The sequence below is a fragment of the Limnospira sp. genome, assembly GCF_051859755.1.
Lineage (GTDB): Bacteria > Cyanobacteriota > Cyanobacteriia > Cyanobacteriales > Microcoleaceae > Limnospira > Limnospira fusiformis.
In genome coordinates, this window is the sequence record NZ_JBIMLI010000085.1 from 1 (window position 1) to 21,685 (window position 21,685).

18 protein-coding genes and 1 tRNA gene are annotated in these 21,685 nt (G+C 43.6%); 5 read left to right on the forward strand and 14 right to left on the reverse strand.

Translation table 11 applies throughout. The features are described from left to right. Positions 1-132 precede the first annotated feature (132 nt). The 5 genes from ACTIE0_RS15020 to arsS form a co-directional block, all read right to left on the reverse strand. Positions 133-205: transfer RNA gene (locus ACTIE0_RS15020), tRNA-Ala, on the reverse strand. Between the two features lie 40 nt (positions 206-245). Then, the gene (locus tag ACTIE0_RS15025; RefSeq protein WP_006624778.1) at positions 246-965 is read right to left on the reverse strand and encodes an HAD family hydrolase; all 720 of its coding nucleotides are present in this window, start codon (positions 963-965) and stop codon (positions 246-248) included. Positions 966-1,187: 222 nt separating this feature from the next. Further along, positions 1,188-2,057 carry a class I SAM-dependent methyltransferase gene (locus ACTIE0_RS15030; RefSeq protein ID WP_006624779.1) on the reverse strand — a complete coding sequence of 290 codons (870 nt, stop codon included), beginning with the start codon at positions 2,055-2,057 and terminating at the stop codon, positions 1,188-1,190. Positions 2,058-2,122: 65 nt separating this feature from the next. Continuing rightward, positions 2,123-2,755 carry a TVP38/TMEM64 family protein gene (locus ACTIE0_RS15035; RefSeq protein WP_006669992.1) on the reverse strand — a complete coding sequence of 211 codons (633 nt, stop codon included), beginning with the start codon at positions 2,753-2,755 and terminating at the stop codon, positions 2,123-2,125. 128 nt (positions 2,756-2,883) lie between these two features. Beyond that, positions 2,884-3,870, reverse strand: a complete 987-nt coding sequence (gene arsS, locus ACTIE0_RS15040; protein WP_006624781.1) for an arsenosugar biosynthesis radical SAM (seleno)protein ArsS — start codon at positions 3,868-3,870, stop codon at positions 2,884-2,886. A gap of 206 nt (positions 3,871-4,076) precedes the next feature. On the opposite strand from arsS, the gene ACTIE0_RS15045 reads away from it, so the two are divergent. Continuing rightward, on the forward strand, positions 4,077-5,423 hold the full coding sequence (locus ACTIE0_RS15045; protein ID WP_006624782.1) for an ion transporter: 1,347 nt from the start codon (positions 4,077-4,079) through the stop codon (positions 5,421-5,423). An 18-nt stretch (positions 5,424-5,441) separates the two neighbouring features. On the opposite strand, the gene ACTIE0_RS15050 is transcribed toward ACTIE0_RS15045, so the two are convergent. The 3 genes from ACTIE0_RS15050 to ACTIE0_RS15060 all read right to left on the reverse strand — a co-directional run bounded on the left by ACTIE0_RS15050 (position 5,442) and on the right by ACTIE0_RS15060 (position 9,811). Next, on the reverse strand, positions 5,442-5,732 hold the full coding sequence (locus ACTIE0_RS15050; RefSeq protein WP_008049677.1) for a hypothetical protein: 291 nt from the start codon (positions 5,730-5,732) through the stop codon (positions 5,442-5,444). Between the two features lie 262 nt (positions 5,733-5,994). Then, complete coding sequence (locus ACTIE0_RS15055; RefSeq protein ID WP_006624785.1) at positions 5,995-7,593, reverse strand: NAD(P)H-quinone oxidoreductase subunit 4; 1,599 nt, start codon at positions 7,591-7,593, stop codon at positions 5,995-5,997. A 145-nt stretch (positions 7,594-7,738) separates the two neighbouring features. Further along, complete coding sequence (locus ACTIE0_RS15060) at positions 7,739-9,811, reverse strand: NAD(P)H-quinone oxidoreductase subunit 5 (RefSeq protein WP_008049675.1); 2,073 nt, start codon at positions 9,809-9,811, stop codon at positions 7,739-7,741. Between the two features lie 360 nt (positions 9,812-10,171). Between ACTIE0_RS15060 and ACTIE0_RS15065 the strand changes: the two genes are divergently transcribed. Then, on the forward strand, positions 10,172-11,797 hold the full coding sequence (locus ACTIE0_RS15065; RefSeq protein WP_006624787.1) for an NAD(P)H-quinone oxidoreductase subunit 4: 1,626 nt from the start codon (positions 10,172-10,174) through the stop codon (positions 11,795-11,797). Between the two features lie 159 nt (positions 11,798-11,956). Here the strand turns inward: ACTIE0_RS15065 and ACTIE0_RS15070 are convergent, their stop codons facing one another. Both ACTIE0_RS15070 and ACTIE0_RS15075 read right to left on the reverse strand, forming a co-directional pair. Then, on the reverse strand, positions 11,957-13,330 hold the full coding sequence (locus ACTIE0_RS15070) for a UDP-glucose dehydrogenase family protein (RefSeq protein WP_006624788.1): 1,374 nt from the start codon (positions 13,328-13,330) through the stop codon (positions 11,957-11,959). Between the two features lie 107 nt (positions 13,331-13,437). Next, positions 13,438-14,376, reverse strand: a complete 939-nt coding sequence (locus ACTIE0_RS15075; RefSeq protein WP_006624789.1) for a UDP-glucuronic acid decarboxylase family protein — start codon at positions 14,374-14,376, stop codon at positions 13,438-13,440. Positions 14,377-14,509: 133 nt separating this feature from the next. Between ACTIE0_RS15075 and ACTIE0_RS15080 the strand changes: the two genes are divergently transcribed. Continuing rightward, complete coding sequence (locus tag ACTIE0_RS15080; RefSeq protein WP_006624790.1) at positions 14,510-15,073, forward strand: Uma2 family endonuclease; 564 nt, start codon at positions 14,510-14,512, stop codon at positions 15,071-15,073. 44 nt (positions 15,074-15,117) lie between these two features. Here ACTIE0_RS15080 and ACTIE0_RS15085 read toward each other — a convergent pair whose 3' ends face one another. Then, a complete protein-coding gene (locus tag ACTIE0_RS15085; protein ID WP_006624791.1) occupies positions 15,118-16,128 on the reverse strand; it encodes a pentapeptide repeat-containing protein in 1,011 nt (336 codons plus the stop codon). Positions 16,129-16,483: 355 nt separating this feature from the next. Between ACTIE0_RS15085 and ACTIE0_RS15090 the strand changes: the two genes are divergently transcribed. Beyond that, positions 16,484-17,170: a late competence development ComFB family protein gene (locus tag ACTIE0_RS15090; RefSeq protein ID WP_006624792.1), complete on the forward strand. Its 687-nt coding sequence runs from the start codon at positions 16,484-16,486 to the stop codon at positions 17,168-17,170. A gap of 126 nt (positions 17,171-17,296) precedes the next feature. On the opposite strand, the gene ACTIE0_RS15095 is transcribed toward ACTIE0_RS15090, so the two are convergent. Further along, a complete protein-coding gene (locus ACTIE0_RS15095; protein ID WP_006624793.1) occupies positions 17,297-18,244 on the reverse strand; it encodes a calcium/sodium antiporter in 948 nt (315 codons plus the stop codon). Positions 18,245-18,548: 304 nt separating this feature from the next. On the opposite strand from ACTIE0_RS15095, the gene argS reads away from it, so the two are divergent. Beyond that, positions 18,549-20,306, forward strand: coding sequence for an arginine--tRNA ligase (gene argS, locus ACTIE0_RS15100; protein ID WP_150105289.1), 1,758 nt, complete (start codon positions 18,549-18,551; stop codon positions 20,304-20,306). 289 nt (positions 20,307-20,595) lie between these two features. Here the strand turns inward: argS and ACTIE0_RS15105 are convergent, their stop codons facing one another. Next, positions 20,596-21,099 carry a hypothetical protein gene (locus tag ACTIE0_RS15105; RefSeq protein ID WP_006624795.1) on the reverse strand — a complete coding sequence of 168 codons (504 nt, stop codon included), beginning with the start codon at positions 21,097-21,099 and terminating at the stop codon, positions 20,596-20,598. Positions 21,100-21,191: 92 nt separating this feature from the next. Then, positions 21,192-21,542 (reverse strand): YtxH domain-containing protein, encoded by a 351-nt coding sequence (locus tag ACTIE0_RS15110; RefSeq protein WP_006624796.1) that lies wholly within the window; start codon positions 21,540-21,542, stop codon positions 21,192-21,194. Between the last annotated feature and the right edge of the window lie 143 nt (positions 21,543-21,685).

The following is a 21,685-nucleotide window of genomic DNA, read 5'->3' on the forward strand; positions in this document are numbered from 1 at the left end:
TTTATTGCTAAGGGATATGCACTAATTGTCCCGTGTGCTAAGACTGAATGGAGTGCATTTTGAGTGTAACGGTACGACTATCGGGTTGAGTGTTTCCCGGTTATCGTAGCCAGAATAGGCTTTTAAGCGATATGGAGAATAGGGGGGTCGAACCCCTGACCTCTGCGGTGCGATCGCAGCACTCTACCAACTGAGCTAATTCCCCAAGTATAGAGAGAGATAGGACACAACCGCCCATTATAACATCAATCGGGTTCCGATAGTGCAACTTCTCCAGAGATTCCCAAAATCCTCTCTAACTCCAAGTCCTGGAGATAGTCCACACACCAATCAGCGCGACGCTGTAGCATATGGAAAGGATAAGTATGGGCTACCCCCACGACAGGAATACCCGCGCGTTTCGCCGCCTCAATACCAGCAAAAGTATCCTCAATAGCTAAACACTCTTCCGGCTGCAAATTCAAGGTCTCATCAGCAGAATTTAGCCTTTGTAGCGCCAATAAATAGCCATCAGGTTCCGGCTTGCTGGTGGTAATATCATCCCCAGCGACAATGATGGAAAAATAATCAATCAACCCCGCGCGAGTCAAAACTAACTCAACTTCCTCTCTAATAGCGCCGGTAACTAGGGCGATTTTCAAATTCGCCGTCTGAATGCGTGTAATTAGTTCCCGCAACCCATCATATAGAGGTAGGTCTGACATAGCATTTAACCGCTGTTGATAGGCTTGTGCTTTCCGCGCGATCAGGTTTTCTAGCTCCTCAGAAGTTACGACTCTGCCGTATAATGAGAGTAAATCCTGTAAACAGGCGCGATCGCTTCTTCCTAAGCAAACTTCACGAATTTTATCTGGTTTCACCCGCAGATTTTCAGCGACCAATAATTCCTCGATTAACTGTTCATGAATCGATTCATCATTGATAATTACACCATTAAAATCAAAAATAACAGCCTTTAAACTCATACCCAGTTAATGGATAATGGACAAATGTTATCTATGGAAATTATTAATTAATAATTATTAATTAATAATTATCTGTGGGAATTGAGATTGACAGCAGAACCCGCCCCTACATGATAACCAATTATTGATGGATATGGGGTGGGTTGGGGGCGGGTTTACCAGTTTTATCTGTGGGAATTGAGATTGACAGCAGAACCCGCCCCTACCAAAGTATTAATTATCTTAGGCTGGGGCAGGAAATGGGTTATGATTGGGCTGTTGTTCCCATTGTGAATTGATGTTGGGGGAATGGTTAATAATCGGTTTGAGACCTACGGTAACTTGATTTATCCACCATATATCCTCCGATCGCACTTTCGCAAAACCCGCCGCCCCAAGAGTTGCATCAACGCTTCCGGTGGCATAATCTTTGAGATAGGGTTCCTCAAAAATTTCGGTTAGCCAGGGGTTTTGGCGTAAGATTTTCTGATGACCGTCAAGAATCATTACTTCTCCCCCGGCTTTCAGAAGTCGGAAAGCCTCCCGCGCTATGGCTATGGCTATTTCTGGGGGGGTTTCATGGAAAAGCAGGGAAGCGGAAACTAAGTCAAAAGATTGAGATTCAAAGCGATCGCTTTCTTCTGCTAAACCATGATAGAATTTGATATCTAAGCCGGCTTGTTTGGCTTTAGTTTCCGCCACCGCCAACATATAGGGAGATAAGTCTAAGCCGATCACTTCGGCATTAGGAAAGGTTTGTTTTAATAGTAGGGTAGTTGAACCTGTGCCGCACCCTAGGTCTAATATGCGTCTAGGTTTAACGGTAATGGTATCAATAGCTTCTTGGCGGACCCAGGTTTCATTGGGGGGAATGGCGTATTGGGTAATGGGGTCGTAGGTGAGGGCGGCGCTTTTATTCAGGTATCCTCCCTCGATACCGTGAAAGTCTTGGGTTTGGTAATATTGGGGATAGACGAGGTTGGGGTCAGTAAGGCGATCGCACACTGATTCCCAATCGATACTTTTGTCCAAGTTATCGATCGCTTCTCGGTCTACCAATAATTTGAACATGGGCGCTAAATAGCGCTCAAAAATTGTATCCTGACGTGGCATGACTGCGACCTGATTTTGGGCAAAGCTGCCACCATTATAACTAATTTTTCTCGATTGGGAAGGTTTTAGGATCGTTCAGGACCGGCGATTTTCTCATTTAACGCACGGCGGGCGATTTGGGTGACATAGACCGTGACGGCTACGGTGGCTACAAGTCCCACGCCATAGAGTATCCACTCCCCTGTTGTGCGCGATCGCTCAGTTCCCAGGGTGGCTAAACTACCCGCAATAGATCCAATATACACATACATGACTGTTCCTGGCATCATACCTATCCAGGAAGCCAGAAAATAATCTTTTAGGGAAACTTTGGTTAAGCCCAAACTATAATTTAGCAGGTTAAACGGAAAGATGGGCGACAGGCGCAGGAGTCCTACGATTTTCCAGCCTTCCTTCCCTACTGCATTATCGATCGCTTGGAATTGGGCTTGACCTGCGATTTTTGCCGATACCCAACCCCTAGCTAAATATCGCCCGATTAAAAAAGCACAAATTGCCCCCAAAGTTGAGGCGATCGATACATAAACAGAACCCCAAATTACCCCGAAGACAAACCCCGCACCTAGGGTTAATATCGAACCCGGTAAAAAGGCAACAGTTGCCACAATATACAGGAGCATAAATACTCCCGCCCCCCAGCCGCCTAAGCTGTCTATCCACTCGATCGCATTTCTTAATATATCTTGAATTGCCAACATTTTTGCCAAACTCACCTTATAACTTATCCGCTAATTAGCCAGGAATTATCATTGATTTTACTTGACATATTCCCGGCTTTATGGTAGGCGATAGTCAAGGGTATGAGCCTAAACTAGCCCCCAAATCATTATGTTAAAGCACCTCCACAACTAGAACCGCAGCCCGCAGTACAACCATAGCAATAGGCTTCAGTGTGGACGGTTTGAATGATATCTAAACTGTCAGCTTCCAGAAGTGTTTGAACTGTGATATTTTGACCATCAGGGGTTCTGGCGGGTCGATTTTCCATCTGGTTAAAATCACAGTCGTAGACATTTCCCAGATAATCAATTGATAATTCATTCCGACACATGAGATTTTCCACGGTATCAGGATTATAGTTATCCGCCAAAAAATCTAAGTATTTATCGTGGAGTTTTTGACGCTGTAAAAATAACTTAGTGCGACCTATGGGAAGGTTGGTAATGGTGAGAAGTTGATTAAACTCAATATCGAATTTCTCTCGCAGATAGACCTTATAGGCTTGTTGTAGGTTTTCCTGTTGGGGGGGGAGGGAAAAGCTGTCTGAGGTGGGTAAAGCTGGGTTATAGACTAGATCTAAAATCAGATCCGGCGCGTGACCATATCCTAGCTGGTTGAGTTTTTGAATGGCGGCGATCGAGTCTTGATATACCCCTGAACCTCTCATGCGATCGACATTATCTTGCAAATAGCAGGGTAAAGATGCTATAATCCTGACTTGGTGGTGGCTACAGTAGGCGGGGATATCCTCAAATCCCTTAACCAAATAAATAGTTAAGTTGGAACGGACAATTACTTGTTTATTGAGGGATTTCGCCACTTCTAATAATGGCTTAAAACCATAATTTATTTCGGGCGCACCACCAGTTAAATCTACCGTTTCAATTTGTGGAAAACGCCGAATTAACTCAATTAATTGTTCACAAATTTCTGGGGTTAATTCTTCGGTGCGTCGCGGACCAGCTTCTACATGACAATGAGTACAGGCGAGGTTACAGCGTTTTCCTAGATTAATCTGTAAAACCCTAATCGAGTTTTTGGTTAAAGGGGATTTAATTGTTTCGTGAAATGGTGCGATCGTGGTCTGAATCATGATTAATTGGCTAGTACTATGATGATCAGTTATTGTAACAACTATCTAGCTAAAATTACCGGAAATTTTGAAAACACAAGTTTCTTCCCCAGTCTATCTCAGATACCATATTTATGCCATGGTTAGATCTAATCATAGCTGAAAATTTCTAAAATTATCCCATGTTTGGTAATCGCGGATACAGTCAATCAGGAGAGATGATATAAATGCAAATCTTTGACCCAGAATCAAAAGAAGTTTTTTTATGGGAATGTTTATTAGTTTTGGTGATACTATACAATTTTGTTGTTATCCCATTTCGCATAGCTTTTGATACCACTACTTCCCATTTATGGTTAGGGATAGATTTAGCCGCAGACTTAATTTTCATCATGGATATTTTCCTAAGATTTAGGATGGCATATATTGACCAAGGAGAATGTATTACAGACCTGCAAAAAATCGCTCAAAATTACCGGGCTACATATTTGAAAATGAACCTAGCCGCTAGTCTCCCCCTGGATTTAATGGCTAGGCTATTTTTTCCTCAATTATCAGTATTGATATTGGCTATCCTCAGAATACCGAGGCTGTTGAGACTGTCGCAATTTTTTAGAATTTTTCGGCGATGGGAGACTAATGTTAAAATTAATCCAGCCCTAGTGCGTATGACTGAGTTAGTGCTGATTATATTTCTGATTGATCATTGGGTCGCCTGTATCTGGTTTTGGATTGGTAAGTCAATGATTGCTTACGGAGACTCTTGGTTAATTAATTCTAACTTAGATACAGCCCCCATAGCTACCCAATATATGAAATCTCTATATTGGTCAATTACTACTTTAACAACTGTCGGTTATGGCGATATTACCCCCACCAGTAACTTAGAGATTGCATTTACTTTAGTTGTAATGATTTTGGGGGTGTCTATGTATGCGTTTATTATTGGTAATGTGGCTTCTGTGGTCAGTAGTTTAGATGCTAGTCAGGCTAGGTTTAGAGAACAACTTGATCAAGTTCAGTCTTATATGCGCGATCGCCAAATTCCCGCTTTTTTACAGGCGCAGGTTAGGGACTACTATCAATATCTGTGGGAATGCAACCGAGACACATCATTTGACCGGGATTTTCTTGATGAAATCCCCAATTCTTTAAAAACCAAAATTTATCTGTATTTGTATCAGGAATTATTGGAAAAAGTCCCCCTATTTAAAGATGCTGATCCGGCTTGTATTGAAGCCTTAGTGGTTAAACTAAAGCCGAGAATATTGCCACCTAATGACTATATAATTAGGGAGGAACAGTTAGGACATGAAATGTATTTTATCCAACGGGGAGAAGTGCAAGCCTTTTCCGAGAAAACTGGAAAAGTATATAGAATCATGTCAGCCGGGTCATTTTTTGGCGAAATTGCTCTACTTTATTCTACCCGTCGCACAGCTTCGGTTAAAACCCTCAGCTATTGTGAGCTTTTTGTGCTGTTAAAAGAAGATTTTGACAGTGTTTTAGAAAACTATCCGCAATTTTCTAAAAAAGTCAAAGAAATCGCCGAACAGCGGTATAATACGGAATAATTAATCAGAAAAGAAAATTCATAACAATTCTTCAAATGGTGGGATGCTAGAGTTATTACTAGGTTGAGCATTAATATCCAATCGATTCATGATATAGACAACCCCCGCCGCAATAAACAACCCTAAAACTAAGCCAATAACTACTAGAAACAGAAAGGAATTTTTGAGATTTTTAACCACTCGCGGATCATATTCATTAAATTGCAGGTCTTCGATTTCTGATTCCGAGGGATGATGGATATTGCTTAATCCATTGGGGGATTGATGATTTTTATGAGAATTAGGGTTCTGATGGGAAAATGGATTCATGAGCTTTCCTGGTATCAACAAGACAAGACTATATACAATTATATCATATATGGTTTTCACCAGACCAGCGGCCATAAGTCTTTTGTGAATTTACCCCCCCACATACTAAGCAACCCTTGTGTCAATCATTGGCTAGTGAAGGCGGGTTCATTATTGTGATTGACCTGGTGGGTCAGCAGCCGACGAGAATAGGTAAAATCAAAAAATCCCCCCAGCAGTTGGGGGGGGAATGATTAATTAGGTATTGAATTGGTTAAATTGGTTAATTCTCAGACAGGGACTTACCGATAATGGGAGCATTTAGAGAAACCAATTCTTGAGTATTGGTAGCAATGGGATTATTGTTAACCAAAGTGGGGACAGACTGCCGCATTAAAGCGGTGAGTTGAGTTGTGGTTGAATCATACATTTGTGTTACCACTTTGGGATATAACCCAATGCCAATTATCGGCACTAATAAACAGGCGATAACGAAGACCTCGCGGGGTTCTGCATCTACGAGTTTTTCGTGGGAGGTGAGTTCCTGATTTTCAGGGCCATAGAGAATTTCCCGCAGCATGGACAGCAGATAAATTGGGGTAATAATTACACCTACGGCGGCGAGGAAGACGACTAAGACTTTAAAGGTGGCATTGTAAGCGTCACTGGTAGCAATACCAATAAACACCATTAATTCAGCCACAAATCCACTCATTCCAGGTAGGGCTAGAGATGCCATTGAACAAGTAGTCCACATGGCAAAAACTTTCTTCATCTTTAAACCAACCCCCCCCATTTCATCTAACATGAGGGTATGGGTGCGGTCATAAGTACAGCCGACCAGGAAGAATAAACTAGCCCCAATTAAGCCATGGGAAATCATCTGCAACATGGCACCACTGAGGCCTATTTCTGTGAATGAGCCCATACCAATTAACACAAACCCCATGTGAGAAATTGAGGAATAGGCAATTTTGCGCTTGAGGTTGCGTTGGGCGAAAGAAGTGAAGGCGGCATAGACGATGTTAACTACGCCTAAAATCACTAAAATGGGGGCGAAGGTGGCATGGGCATCGGGTAGCATTCCCACATTCATGCGTAGCAAGGCATAACCGCCCATTTTTAGGAGGATACCCGCTAGTAACATATGGGCGGGGGCGGTAGCTTCTCCGTGGGCATCAGGTAGCCAGGTGTGAAGGGGAAAAATGGGTAATTTGACCCCGTATGCAATCAGAAAGCCACCATACAGGAGTAATTGTAGTTTAATGGGGAAGTCCTTAATGGCGATCGCCTGCATATCAAAGGTAACAGCATCGCCATAGAAAGCCATAGTCAGGGCTGCCACCAAAATAAACAGGGAACCGCCTGCGGTATACAAAATAAACTTAGTAGCCGCATACAGGCGCTTTTTACCGCCCCAAATTGAAAGAATTAGGTAAACCGGAACTAATTCCAACTCCCAAACCAGGAAGAATAACAACATATCCTGGACAGCGAAAACGGCAATCTGACCGCCATACATCGCCAACATTAGGAAGTAGAAAAGTTTGGGCTTAAAAGTCACTGGCCAAGCGGCTAAAATCGCTAGGGTGGTGATAAATCCGGTGAGGATAATTAGGGGCATAGATAAGCCATCAGCCCCCACAGACCAACTCAAACCGATTTCGGGCAGCCAGTCATAACGTTCTACCAACTGTAAACCGGGGGTATTCAAGTCATAGCCAGTACAGAAGGCATAAACAATAATTGAAAAGTCAATCAATCCCACGATTAGGGCATACCAGCGCACCGTTTTCCCTTCTTTATCAGGGATAAACGGTAGAAAAAGTGATGCCACAATGGGAAACAGAATTGTAATCGTCAGCCAAGGAAAATTAGCCATTGTCATGTTTTAGTTGTCCTTTCACGCTTAGGACACAAGCGCCAATCATTCACTACAAGATTGGGAAAGTGTTGTGAATCTAATGGTTAGTTAAACCGGAGATTTTCCACTTCCCCAAATTACGGAAACACGGGGGTAATTGCAGTTAGCCAATGCCGGAAAATACGACAAAGCCGAGGACTGCTACAAATACAATTAGGGCGTAAAATTGAGCGCGACCATTCTCTAAGTATTTGAGACCTTCTCCGGTGACTAAAGCGACTAAACCTGTTAAGTTAACAGCACCATCAACAACTCGATAGTCAACTTCGAGAATTTGACGGGCGAGGCGGCGACTTCCTTTGACAAAAAGGAGGTCATTAATATCGTCGAGATACCATTTGTTTAGGGAGAATTGGTAAAGAGGTTGGATTTTTTTAGCGATCGCATTTGGAGCTATTTGATGTTTCAAGTACATCAAGGATGCCAAAGTAATACCAATCAAAGCAATGCCAACGGAACTCCCCGCCATAATCACAAATTCGCCGAGTTCAAACTCAGCCAAATGTTCCATAACCTCGGCTATTGACTCCCCAGGAGCATGAATAAACATCTCGAAATAGTTATTAAAGGGAGTTCCTAATAACCCAATAAACACAGAGGGAACAGCCAAAGCCATCAAAGCTATAGTCATAGTCCAGGGAGACTCATGGGGGCTATCACTATGACCATGACCGTGATTATGACCATGACCATGATCATCGCTATGTAGTTCCTCTGGGTTCATCGCACCCGGACCAAAGGCATAATTAGGGCCGTTAGCCTCCGCCGTTAGCTGTTGCTGTATGGTTGTATCATTACCCCGAAATTGACCTTCAAAGGTACTGAAATACATACGGAACATATAAAATGCCGTAATACCAGCCGTTAGCCAGCCTACCACCCACAAGGCAGGATTAGAAGCAAAGGCACTGCTGAGAATCTCATCTTTTGACCAGAAGCCAGCAAAGGGGGGAATGCCGCAAATAGCCAGAGTCCCAATCAAAAAGCAGGTGCTAGTGATGGGCATATATTTCCGCAGTCCCCCCATTAGTCGCATATCCTGGGCTAGAACCGGGTCGTGCCCGACTACGGCTTCCATACCATGAATAACCGAACCGGAACACAGGAACAACATTGCCTTAAAGTAGGCGTGGGTCATTAGGTGGAACAGTCCGGCGCTATAAGCACCGACACCCATTGCCATGACCATATAGCCTAGTTGGGAAATGGTGGAGTAGGCGAGTCCTTTTTTGATGTCGTTTTGGGTGATAGCGATACTAGCGCCTAGAAATGCAGTAAAGCAACCTGTCCAGGCGATCGTAGTCATCACCACGGGGATACCCTCAAACACCGGGTACATTCTGGCGATCAGGAATACCCCAGCCGCTACCATGGTGGCGGCGTGAATGAGAGCGGAAATCGGGGTCGGGCCTTCCATTGCGTCTGGAAGCCAAACATGGAGGGGAAATTGAGCCGATTTCGCCACGGGACCTAAGAACACTAGGATGGCAAATAGAGCAGCCAGCGCCCCACTAATGGACCCGCTTTCTACTAGGTGTTCTAGACGAGACCCCATTAACTCAAATTCAAAGGTGTTAGTCGCCCAATATAAACCGAGGATCCCTAACAGCAGACCGAAGTCACCGACACGGTTAGTGATGAAGGCTTTTTGACAGGCATCTGCTGCTGGTTTGCGATCGTACCAAAACCCGATCAGTAGGTAGGAAGATACCCCCACCAATTCCCAGAAAATATAGACTTGTAGCAGGTTGGGACAAACTACCAGACCCAACATAGACGAGCTAAATAGGCTCAGATAGGCATAAAAACGAACATATCCTGGATCATGAGCCATATACCCGTCGGTGTAGACCATTACCAATAGGGCTACAGTCGTGACGATCGCCAACATCACAGCGGTCAGATGGTCAATTGTGTAGCCCATACTGATTTTAAAGTCTCCAGCCGCCGCCCACTCAATTATACGAGTGTAGGATTCATGGCCGTTGATTTGACTGGCTAGGAGAGCAAAGGACAAAACCATTGATGCACCTAACAGGGAAATCAGGAATATAGCGCTTCCCTGTCTAATTTTGTTAGTGGCTTTGTTCAATGAGATTAGCCCTATGCCTACCAGCATTGCACCAAAGAGGGGCAACACCGGAATTAACCAGGCATATTGATAAAGGGGTTCCATAACTGATGACAGCTTTATACTTCTTAACAAATGGGTTAAACCGATCCCAATTGTGACACAGAGTTTGTCGCTTCTGAATAAATATCCATCTTTTTCAACCAAAGTCCCTAGAAGTGGTCCACCGACCCCATTTTTTAATAGACTCAAATGAGTTGACATACCTATAACCATAGACTATAATCAATCTTGACAGTCAAGGATCACCCAGGACACAAAAAAAAACAAAGCCTGAAACCCTGACTGTCAAGTGAATTCAGACAATCTCGAAACAAAATTTGCCAAAAGGCTTAACAAAACTTTACTCTTTGAGTATAATTCACTAACAACCAACCAATAGGTATTTATTCTCACACACTGACCATGAGCAGTCAAATTCCCTGGTTAACAGCAATTATCCTATTTCCCCTGTTGGCATCCTTTGCCATTCCCCTAATTCCCGACCGAGAAGGCAAAACTATCCGCTGGTATGCCCTAGGAGTCGGTTTGCTCGACTTAGTTCTGACAATTGTATGCTTCTTTTCTAACTACAATCTCAACGATTCAACATTCCAACTAGCCGAAACCTATAGTTGGATTCCCCAATTAGGCATGAACTGGTCAGTAGCAGTAGACGGCCTATCAATGCCCCTAATCGTGCTAACAGGTTTCGTTAATACATTAGCTATTCTAGCTTCCTGGCGCGTCACCAACAAGCCCAGACTATTTTATTTCCTCTTATTAGTGCTGTACTCCGCCCAAATGGGGGTATTCGCAGCCCAAGACCTGCTATTATTTTTCCTGATGTGGGAACTAGAACTGGTTCCCGTTTATATCCTGATTTCCATCTGGGGTGGAGCCAAGCGCCTCTATGCAGCTACTAAATTCATCCTATATACTGCCCTAGGTTCCATCTTCATCCTAGCCGCCGCCCTAGCCATGGCATTCTACGGCTCCAACCCCAGTTTCGACATTAGCACCCTCGCTCACAAAAACTATCCCCTAGCCTTAGAATTATTCTTGTATGCAGGCTTCCTAATTGCCTTCGCCGTCAAACTCCCTATCTTCCCCCTCCACACATGGCTACCTGATGCTCATAGCGAAGCATCCGCCCCTGTATCAATGATTTTAGCGGGTGTTCTGCTCAAAATGGGTGGTTACGGCTTAATCCGCATGAACATGGAAATGCTACCCAACGCTCACCTGTATTTTGCCCCAATTCTGGCAATTCTAGGAGTGGTTAATATTGTCTACGGTGCATTAAGCGCCTTTGCTCAAGATAACCTCAAACGTCGATTAGCTTGTTCCTCTATCTCCCACATGGGTTTTGTCCTCCTGGGTATTGCTTCCTTAACTGAATTGGGACTGAACGGCGCGGTTCTGCAAATGATTTCCCACGGTTTAATCGCCGCCATGCTGTTCTTCCTAGCAGGTGTTACCTACGAACGTACCCACACCCTATCAATGGCAAAATTAGGCGGTATGGCTAAGGATATGCCTAAAGTGTTTGCCCTCTTCACTGCTGGTTCAATGGCTTCTTTAGCACTACCTGGAATGAGTGGTTTTGTCGGAGAATTAACTATCTTCCTCGGTATCACAACTAGCGATATCTACAGTTCCAGCTTCAAAATTGTAGTGATTGGTTTAGCTGCTGTCGGTCTAATTTTAACCCCCATTTATTTACTGAACCTATTGCGGGTTGTCTTCTACGGTGAAAATAGTGGCGGATTCAACATTGATAAATATCTGGGAGATGCCCAACCTCGCGAAGTGATGATTGCTACCTGTTTGCTATTACCAATTATCGGGATTGGTTTATATCCCAAAGTAGCTACTCAAACCTATGATGTAAAAACTGTTGAAGTTGCTTCTCAAGTCCGTGAAATCTTCCCGGTATTTGCTCAACAACAACGCGGTTCGGTGCTTTACTCAGGCGGGTTTGTAGCTCCCAAAATCGCCCCCGATACCTCGGTAGAAGCTCTCCTACCTACTAACGATTCTAACGCCTAGAATCGTGTGTAATTAACCGCTAAATCAACAAATAAATAAAGACGGAAGGTTGGTAATATCTTCCGTCTTTTAATTGGGGAGAAACCAGATTTATCAATATATCCAATATATCTCTTTCTGATTAGTGATAATTAGCAGATTAAACTAACTCATGATAAGTTAGTGTCCAATTCCCACATATTGGAAACCAAGTTCTTGGAGTTTTTCGCGGTCTAAGAAATTCCGACCATCGATGATAACAGGACTGTGCATAGATTTAACCATTTTGGCATAGTTAAGGTTTTGGAACTGTTCCCAATCGGTTACTAAGACCAAAGCATCACAACCCTCAGCCATCAATTCTGGGTCGGTTTCCACCATCACATTAGACAGACCATGACGCATTCCGCTTTGGGAAATAATCGGGTCATAGGCTTTCACCCTGGCTCCCAAACGGCTGAGTTGTTCAATCAAATTCAAAGCGGGTGCATCCCGCATATCATCAGTATCCGGCTTAAAGGTTAACCCCAGTAAACCAATGGTTTTCCCTTTCAGAATTTTGAGAACTTGCTGCAATTTTTCGATCGCAATTACCCGCTGCTGATTATTGACCTCTACGGCTGATTTCAACAGTTTGGCATCATAATTATAATCATCGGCGGTATGAATTAAAGCCGAGACATCTTTAGGGAAACAGGACCCCCCCCAACCAATACCAGCTTGCAGGAATTTGTTACCAATACGGGAGTCTAAACCGATACCAGTGGCTACCTGTTTAACATCAGCACCAACGCGATCGCAAATATTGGCGATTTCATTAATAAAACTGATTTTAGTCGCCAGGAAGGAATTAGCCGCATATTTGACCATTTCCGCAGAACTTAAATCAGTCATCACCACCGGAACCGGAGGTAAATCGGGATCATCAGCATATTTACGGTCTACAATGGGTTGATATAATTCCTGCATCAGACCCAAAGCCTTTTGGCTATTGCTTCCCAAAACAATGCGATCGGGATTAAAAGTATCAAAAATCGCCGAACCTTCCCGCAGAAATTCCGGGTTACTAACCACATCAAACTGCAATTCTCCCGCCGACCCAGAAGTTCCTTGTTCCTTTTGTTGTTCAGTAAAACCATCAAGAACAATCATCCGCACCCAGTCCCCCGAACCGATAGGAACCGTAGACTTATTCACCACCACCTTATAACCAGATCCACGGGTCAAATTAGCGCCAATTCCTCGCGCCACTGCTTCCACATATCGAGTGTCACTTTCTCCTGTTGGTAGGGGAGGGGTTCCCACCGCAATAAACAAAATATCCCCATGTTCAACCCCAGCTTTCAGGTCAGAAGTAAAAGACAACTTCCCAGACTCCGCACAGGACTTCATCAACTCCGAAAGTCCCGGCTCATAAATTGGGGACTGTCCCGACTTCATCAACTTAACTTTTTCTTCGTTGTTGTCCACACAAATCACATCATGACCTGTATGAGCCAAACAAACCCCGGTTACTAAACCCACATATCCAGTACCGATTACACAAACACGCATACAAACTTCCTCAAATCATTGATACAACAGGAGTTATAGCAGTGCCATGATTTATTAGCACAACCATTTAGAATTGTAGAAGACCCATCAATCGGCAATTACCTAAACTACTTACTCTCAAGGATAACCCGACTCCGAAAATCTTCAATGGTTAGCTCGAGTCCATCATCTAAATGTACCGTAGGTTCCCAATTAAGATACTTCTTGGCTTTGGTAATATCCGGTTGTCGCTGCTTCGGATCATCTTGGGGTAAGGGTTTATATTGAATCTCGGCATCAGGATTAATCATCTGTTGAATTTTGGTAGCCAACTCCAAAATCGTATATTCTCCCGGATTACCCAAATTAACTGGCCCTATATACTCCCCATTCATCAGGCGAATCAGTCCTTCCACCAAATCCGAAACATAGCAAAAACTACGGGTTTGGGAACCATCACCATAAACTGTTAAAGGAATTCCCCGGATAGCTTGGACAATAAAATTGCTCACCACCCGTCCATCATTTTCCAGCATACGGGGTCCAAAGGTATTAAAGATGCGCGCCACCCTAATATCTACCTTATTTTGATGGTAGTAGTCAAAAGCCAGAGTTTCCGCTACCCGTTTCCCCTCATCATAACAGGAACGGGGACCAATACAGTTAACATTACCCCGATACTCTTCAGTTTGGGGGTGAACATCTGGATCTCCGTAAACTTCTGAGGTGGAAGCCAGCAAAAATCGAGCCTTGACCCGTTTGGCTAAACCCAGCATATTCAAAGTCCCCATGACATTAGTTTTAATGGTCTTGACCGGGTTGTATTGATAATGTACTGGGGAAGCAGGACAAGCCAAGTGATAAATCTGATCCACCTCTAGGCGAATTGGCTCAGTGATATCATGGCGGATCAGTTCAAAGTAAGGATTCCCTATCCATTTAAGAATATTCTGCTTATTCCCCGTGAAAAAGTTGTCCAGACACAGAACATCGTGTTTCTGTTCCATTAGTCGGTCAATCAAATGGGAACCAATAAATCCGGCTCCACCCGTTACTAATATTCTCATACCCTCAACTCCTACTTGGCTGAATGTCCTAAACTGTAGATGTTATAGTTGGTTTAGGCTTAACTTGGTGGCCATGTATGCCAACTCATCTCTTGTCTAAGATACAATCCAGTTTACTCTTAACAGAACTGACATGATTACAATTGCTCAACCTCAGCTTGAGTTGGAGGAGTTTCTGAAACTTCCGGAAACTAAGCCAGCTTCAGAATTTATCAATGGAGAAATTACTCAGAAAGTTATGCCACAGGGAGAACATAGTTCAATTCAAGTCGATCTTTGTGAAGCTATCAATCAGGTAGCCAAGACTCAGAAAATTGCTAAGGCTTTTCCTGAATTGCGCTGCACTTTTGATGGCAGGTCAATTGTGCCAGATATTTCTGTATTTCGCTGGTCCAGGATTCCTCGCGAACCTTCCGGGAGAATTGCTAATCGCTTTCAAACATATCCTGACTGGTGTATTGAAATTTTGTCCCCAGAACAAAACTTGACCAGAGTTCTGTCTAAGTTGTTATTGTGTTCAAGAAATGGTACGGAGTTGGGATGGTTAATTAATCCAGATGAAGATGGCAGTGTCATCCTGGTGTTTCCTGAACAAAAAATAGAGTTGTATGAGGGAGATACTGTGCTACCTGTTTTGGATGGTATCCAGTTGGAATTAACACCCAATCAAATTTGGGGATGGTTGAGTTTTGATTGAACTATCCCCAATTTATGGGTATCTTTATTGCCATAATCGTAGATTTAGGTCAACTCTTCTGGGTTGACCAATGATGAGTCTTGAGGTAGTCCTAAACTCAAGATAAAAGTCTTAGAATAACGAGCCTGTTCCCAATTTTTGGCTACTCTAATTTGTTGGGGGGTTAATCCCTGAGCATTTTGCAGGTTAGCGCTTTGTAAATTGGCTTCTTCAAAATTCACCCCGGTTAAATTGGCATCTTTAAGATTGACTCCCCGCAAGTTGGCTCGTTTAAAGTTGGCATCCTGAAGATAGGCTCCCTGAAGGTTTGCACCTTTTAAATTTGCTTCTTGAAAGTTGGCTCCTTGTAAGTTTCCTAAAATATAGGCTCCCTGTAGGTTGGCTTGCTGTAAATTAGCTTCTAATAAATTGACTCCCTGAAGTTCAGCATTTTCTAAGTTGGCTGCATTTAGGTTGACTTTCTGGAGTTGGGTAAGCAGAAAAAAACATTCCTGTAAATTGGCTTTCCATAGGTTAGCGCCTTGGAGTTGGGTGAGTTCAAAGGTACTGCCTTTTAGGTTGGCTTCCTGGAGTTTAGCGGTTTTTAGATTTGCTTCTTTGAAGTCGGTGTCTACCAAGGTCACTTGTTCCAGATCAGCCATTGGTAAAGATAAACCTTTAAGACTTACTCCGTCTTTTGATAATTCTTCTAGGGCTTTAATGCGAGCATGGCTAATTTTAATGCCTTGAGCTGAGTCAATGACTTGCCATGCTTCGTAATGAGATTTCTTTTTTCCTTGTCTGACATAAATTACTAATGCTGTGACAATACTGATGCTTTCAAATGTGCCAAGAATTCGGGACTTTTCTAGGGCATTTATAAAGAATTTACCCCATTCTGTGTTGGCTTGTAGGGTGTCTTCTATATATAGGATTGCAGAAATTAACAGGAAAACAGCTACTAAAATTAACACGATTTCTATCAATTCTCGGAGTAGTTGGGCTAAGGCTCTAACCAGTTTAGATAGTTGTCTGCGGTTGAAGATTTTGGACAACTGCCATTTTAATCTATTCATAATTGGTTAATATATATTGAGTATAAATGGTGACTAACTAGGTGTTAGTCAAATTTACTATCTATTATAAATCTACTGTCACGATAAATATCAGGACTAAAAGTACATCCCTCAAGGTGACTAGCCAGCTCATCAGATCATGGTCCTGTAACTTGTCCTCGCAGTCTTGGTGGGTGGTAATACCCATGATGGGCATAACCCCTTATTATATTGTTGTTCTTTACAAACCTCTGGGATTTATAAAATTTGCTCAAAATTGCGTAAATTTTTGATAAGGAGACAGAGAATATTGAGCCAATCCACAAGTAATATGCTACTGATTTAAATATAGAACTATTACTATATAATTCATGAAATGAATACTACTAACGATAACAAACCGCCACAATACCAAAATGTGATGGAGATTTGGGTAGATGAAGAAATTGATCGTCAGTTACAGCGTCTGTCACAGAATTTACTAAAGTATATTAGTCGGGTTGAAGTAGCAACCTATGCTCTTAACCGTCTGCCGCCGTTGTATGCGTCTTGTCAGGAGGGTAGAAACAAACAGGAGCAACGAGCGAAAACCTACAGGGGTAAAATCCAAGAAACGGTGCGTCAGGCGATCGCTGCTGTTCAGCGAGATCCAATTAGATTATCCACCCCGTTGATATCTCCCGAAGAAGTCCAGTACGAGCAAACTATCCGGGAACTAATAGATTTGTTACCGAAACAAACAGATGCTCGTAACAGTGCGATTAAACTGCTCAAGGATGCGATCGCACCATTAGCATCTCCCCCGACTTCTCCTACTCCTCCTCCCCCTCCGCCTCGGAGAACTGTAGCGGGTCGGAAAGTTCCCCGTGAACCGCTTCTGAGTCACCGAGATCAGATTCAAGAGCAGCTTAGAATTGCCAAAACGCTGAACGGTGATCCTTCTGAGTCATCGGGAACCGAGAAAACAGGCGATCGCAGTTGGCCACAGTCCCGCCAAACCACCGTCAGTCATCGAGAGCAAATCGAAGAACAGCTTAAACTGGCAAAAAAAAGCCAACTCTGATGATTCTGACGCAGCCAAATCAACTTGAGACTCCCTTCGCCTCTGTTAATCATCAGTAGGAGCGAAAAATCTCCCCCCTACTGATGACTGGCTATTGGTTGGGGGAGTTATTCTGCTGGGGACAGTTTATAACCAGCCAAAAATGTGACCAACAAACCAACCGTAAAGCACAAAAAATAGCAATCCTTCCCATTGTGTTACCTGTTTATCTTGGGTGACAAAGAAAAACAGTAAAGTCGCCGCCAGCATGACCGGAAGAGCATTAATTAAGATCTCATCAGGGATATCTAACGGTTTAATCAGTCCCGGCACTCCCATAACGATTAAGGAGTTAAAAATATTGGAGCCGACCACATTTCCGATCGCCACTTCTGCATTACCTTTTCGAGCGGCAGAAATAGTGACTACCAACTCCGGTAAAGATGTCCCTAAAGCCACTACAGTAACGGCAATAATCTCAGTTCCCAGATGGAAAATTTCTGAGAGTTTAATAATCGATTCAATGGTATAGTTAGCGCCGACAAAGATAAAAACCGCGCCCAAAATCACAATCGCCAAATTCACAATCACAAATCGAGTGGAGTTCACCTCCTCGTCAATTTGCTGGTCATTATCCTCTTGACCTTCTCGGATAATATAAACCAGATAAATCACAAATCCGATGAGACATAACAGAGCTTCTCCGGTGGTGAAAAAATCATCACTAATGGTAAAATAGAGCAAAATAGCGGAACCAACCAACATAGGTAGATCCACAGAAATCAGGTCATAATTAATCTTCATCGGACTACTGATAACGGCGGCAACCCCAACAATCAGAAAAATATTAGTAATATTAGAACCAATAACATTACTAGCTACAATTTCTGATGTATCTCGATAAACGGCTACCAGAGAAGAAACCAGTTCAGGAAGAGAGGTACCGATCGCCACAATGGTCACGCCCACAATAAAGGGACTCAAGCCGAAAAATAGCCCCAGTTTACTAGCTGATTCTGTAAAGGAATCCGAGGCATAGATGAGAACCGCCAGACTAACTGCAAAAATCCCTATCCAAATAAGTGCTTCTAACATTTTGACTGCCTGTTGTCCATCAAGTAAATAGTGAGCCCCAAGAGAGCGCGGTTTAATTTATTTTTATTTTATATGGCTTGTGTATATTTGGGTAAATATAGATTCTGTTCTGTGAAAAAACCGGGATTTAATAGTCCATAAATCCACATAACTAAACAACGAAGAGTTGACCTAATGCGATAAAATCAGCCAGTATAGATGTTGATCACCCTTGGGGATGGTCAAAGGGCCGATTTGTATATAATCGGCAAAAAATATCATGTTTTCTGTAATCCAACCACTGCGTAATCGGCAGCCGAAAATTATGTCTTCTCTAATCCAACAGATGCGATCGCGATTTGAAACAGCCCTAACTGATGCCTTTGGGGAAACCGTCAGCGGGACTGATCCATTAATAGTTAACAGCAGTAACCCCAAATTCGGGGATTATCAGTGCAACGTTGCCATGTCCCTAACCAAAAGGCTCAAAAGTAACCCTCGCCAGATAGCCAGCACCATTATAGAGCATCTTCAAATTGATGATATCTGCTCCCCTCCAGAAATTGCCGGACCTGGGTTTATCAATTTGCGCCTCAAATCAGAGTACCTAGAAACCCAACTTAATGCTAAATTAACTGACCCTCGGTTAGGAATCGCCCCGAATGGAAACCCACAAAACGTGATTGTAGACTTTTCTAGCCCCAATATTGCCAAAGAAATGCACGTTGGTCATTTGCGATCGACCATTATCGGGGACTGTATCGCCCGGATTTTAGAGTTTGAAGGTCATCAGGTGCTACGACTGAATCACGTTGGCGACTGGGGGACACAATTCGGGATGTTGATTACTTACCTACAGGAAAAATACCCCTCAGCCTTAACTACTGCTGACGTTTTAGATATTGGGGATTTAGTCGAGTTTTACCGTCAAGCCAAAAAGCGGTTTGATGAAGATGAAGAGTTTAAAGAAGCCTCTCGCGAGCAGGTAGTCCGTTTACAATCAGGAGCCGAGGATAGTCGCCGCGCCTGGGAATTGCTTTGTGATCAGTCTCGCCGGGAGTTTCAACAAATCTATGATCGCCTTGATATTAAACTCACCGAAAGGGGTGAATCATTTTATAATCCCATGTTGGCGGAAGTGGTGGCGGATTTGGAAGCATCTGGGTTATTGGTGGAAGACCAAGGCGCAAAATGCGTATTTTTAGAAGGATTTACCAATAAGGAAGGAGACCCCCTACCATTAATCGTGCAGAAGTCCAATGGCGGCTATAACTACGCTACTACGGATTTGGCCGCGGTGCGTCATCGGATTAACACGGAAGGTGCTACTCGTCTAATTTATGTCACTGATGCAGGTCAGGCTAATCATTTCGCCCAGGTGTGGCAGGTGGCCCGTCGGGTGGGGTGGATACCGGATGGGGTGGATGTGGTCCATGTTCCCTTTGGTCTCGTTAAGGGAGAGGATGGGAAAAAGCTAAAAACTCGGTCTGGGGAAACGGTCAGGCTGCGGGATCTTTTGGACGAAGCGGTTAAACGCGCTCAGGAGGATTTGGAAACTCGCCTACAGCAGGAAGGACGCGCAGAGTCTCCAGAATTTGTGCATCATGTGGCGGAGGTGGTTGGTATTGATGCGGTTAAATATGCTGATTTGAGTCAAAATCGCACCAGTGATTATATCTTTAGTTTTGATAAGATGCTGTCTCTACAGGGTAACACGGCTCCCTATATGTTATATGCCTATGTGCGGATTCAGGGGATTAGCCGTAAGGGGAGTATTGATTTTGAACAGGTGGGGGATAGGGCGAGTATTCATTTACAAGACCCTTCTGAGTTGACTTTGGCTAAACATTTACTACAATTACATGAGGTTATCGATACGGTAGCCCAAGAGTTGTTGCCGAATCGATTGTGTCAGTATCTGTTTGAATTGAGCCAGAAGTTTAATCAGTTTTACGATCGCTGTCCAGTTTTGAAAGCTGATGAATGCGATCGCGCTTCTCGTTTAGCTTTGTGTCACTTAACGGCTGAAACTTTGAGGCTGGGTCTATCCCTATTGGGGATTTCGGTATTAGATCGAATGTAAGGGCTTTGCCTAAACTTTACAAATTTTTGCATAAAGTTCACACAATATGCTTGTTTTTTGTGCTTCTATGGGTTATTATCTAACTTATAGAATCCGAAAAGACCTTTACCTAACTGGGAAAAACGGATAACTAGACTGACTATTAAATTGGGTGGTCTACTCGATATTTGACTGGACACTGATAGGGGACTTTTTTGAAAGTTCCCTTTTTTCATGGCTAGGGCTGGGAACTGTGGATATTCAATAATTATTACTGGTCAATTACTTAGATATTTACCATGGCTTTTTTTCAATCGTAGGGCTGTCGGGTTTCAGAATCATAGTCTTCATAGGAGGGTGGGTTTCCCCCTAATTGAAGTCGATCGCGATCGGATGGTAGTCTCTGGGAGGAGCGTTCTGGGGGTAAACTGGGTTGGTGGGAAGGGCGACCTTTACCCGTGAAGGTTCCCCAACCGACACGGATACCTGCGACAATACTCCCAGTCCCGATTTTTAGTTGTTTCGCTTGTTGTTTAGCGCTGCTAATACTGCGATCAACTTGTTTAACTACTTGGTTAGCACTTTGGACTCCTTCGGCTACATCATCTGTCAGATCGCTAATTTCCATCCCCGTTAGGCGAATAGCCTCTAGGGTGGGAGGAAATTCCCGCGACAGGGTATCAGCTAATTTTTCGACGCTGCGTGCTGCTCTCCCCAAGGCGAGTATCGCCGGGAGTGCTGCAATTAATAAGGCGGTCAGGCTGACTGCAACCAATAATAGGGACAGTCCTAGCCAAAAAATAGGATCAAGCACAACAATGGTAGGATTCGGCGATAACGGACAACACTATGATATCGAAACTGGCGATCGCTAGTGTCTCTTCGCTCCAAACACGATAACTATTTTTAGCGGCGATCGCTTTTCGTCTCCTGGGGTTCAGCCAAATTCTGATTCTCAAGTTCCGATAGAGTCTGACGTTCCATCTGACTCGCTTCTAGTCCGGCGGCGATCGCTTCTTTTAGTCGCACTAGCGTATCATCCCAACTACGCAAAGCTGATGCTGACATTCGTTCAGCTTGATTTTGCACTGTGGTTGATACATCTTCCGCTAACTCCGGGAGAGTCGCCGCCGATTTTTGTAATAGTTTTCGAGTCTCGCGACCAGACCGCGGCGCAATCAGTAGACCGACTACTGTACCAAGGGCAGACCCAATCACTAGACCGCTAACAAATAATCCAGAACGGTTTTTTGACATATTTTCTGATCAATATCTGTACATATAATTTTAGGCAATCTGATGAAGCTCACCCCACCTGCCTTGGGCAGGTGGGGGTGTCGGTGCTAACCTGGAACCGTGCTAGTCCACAGGTCACACAAACAAGCCCAGCTTCTAGGCGA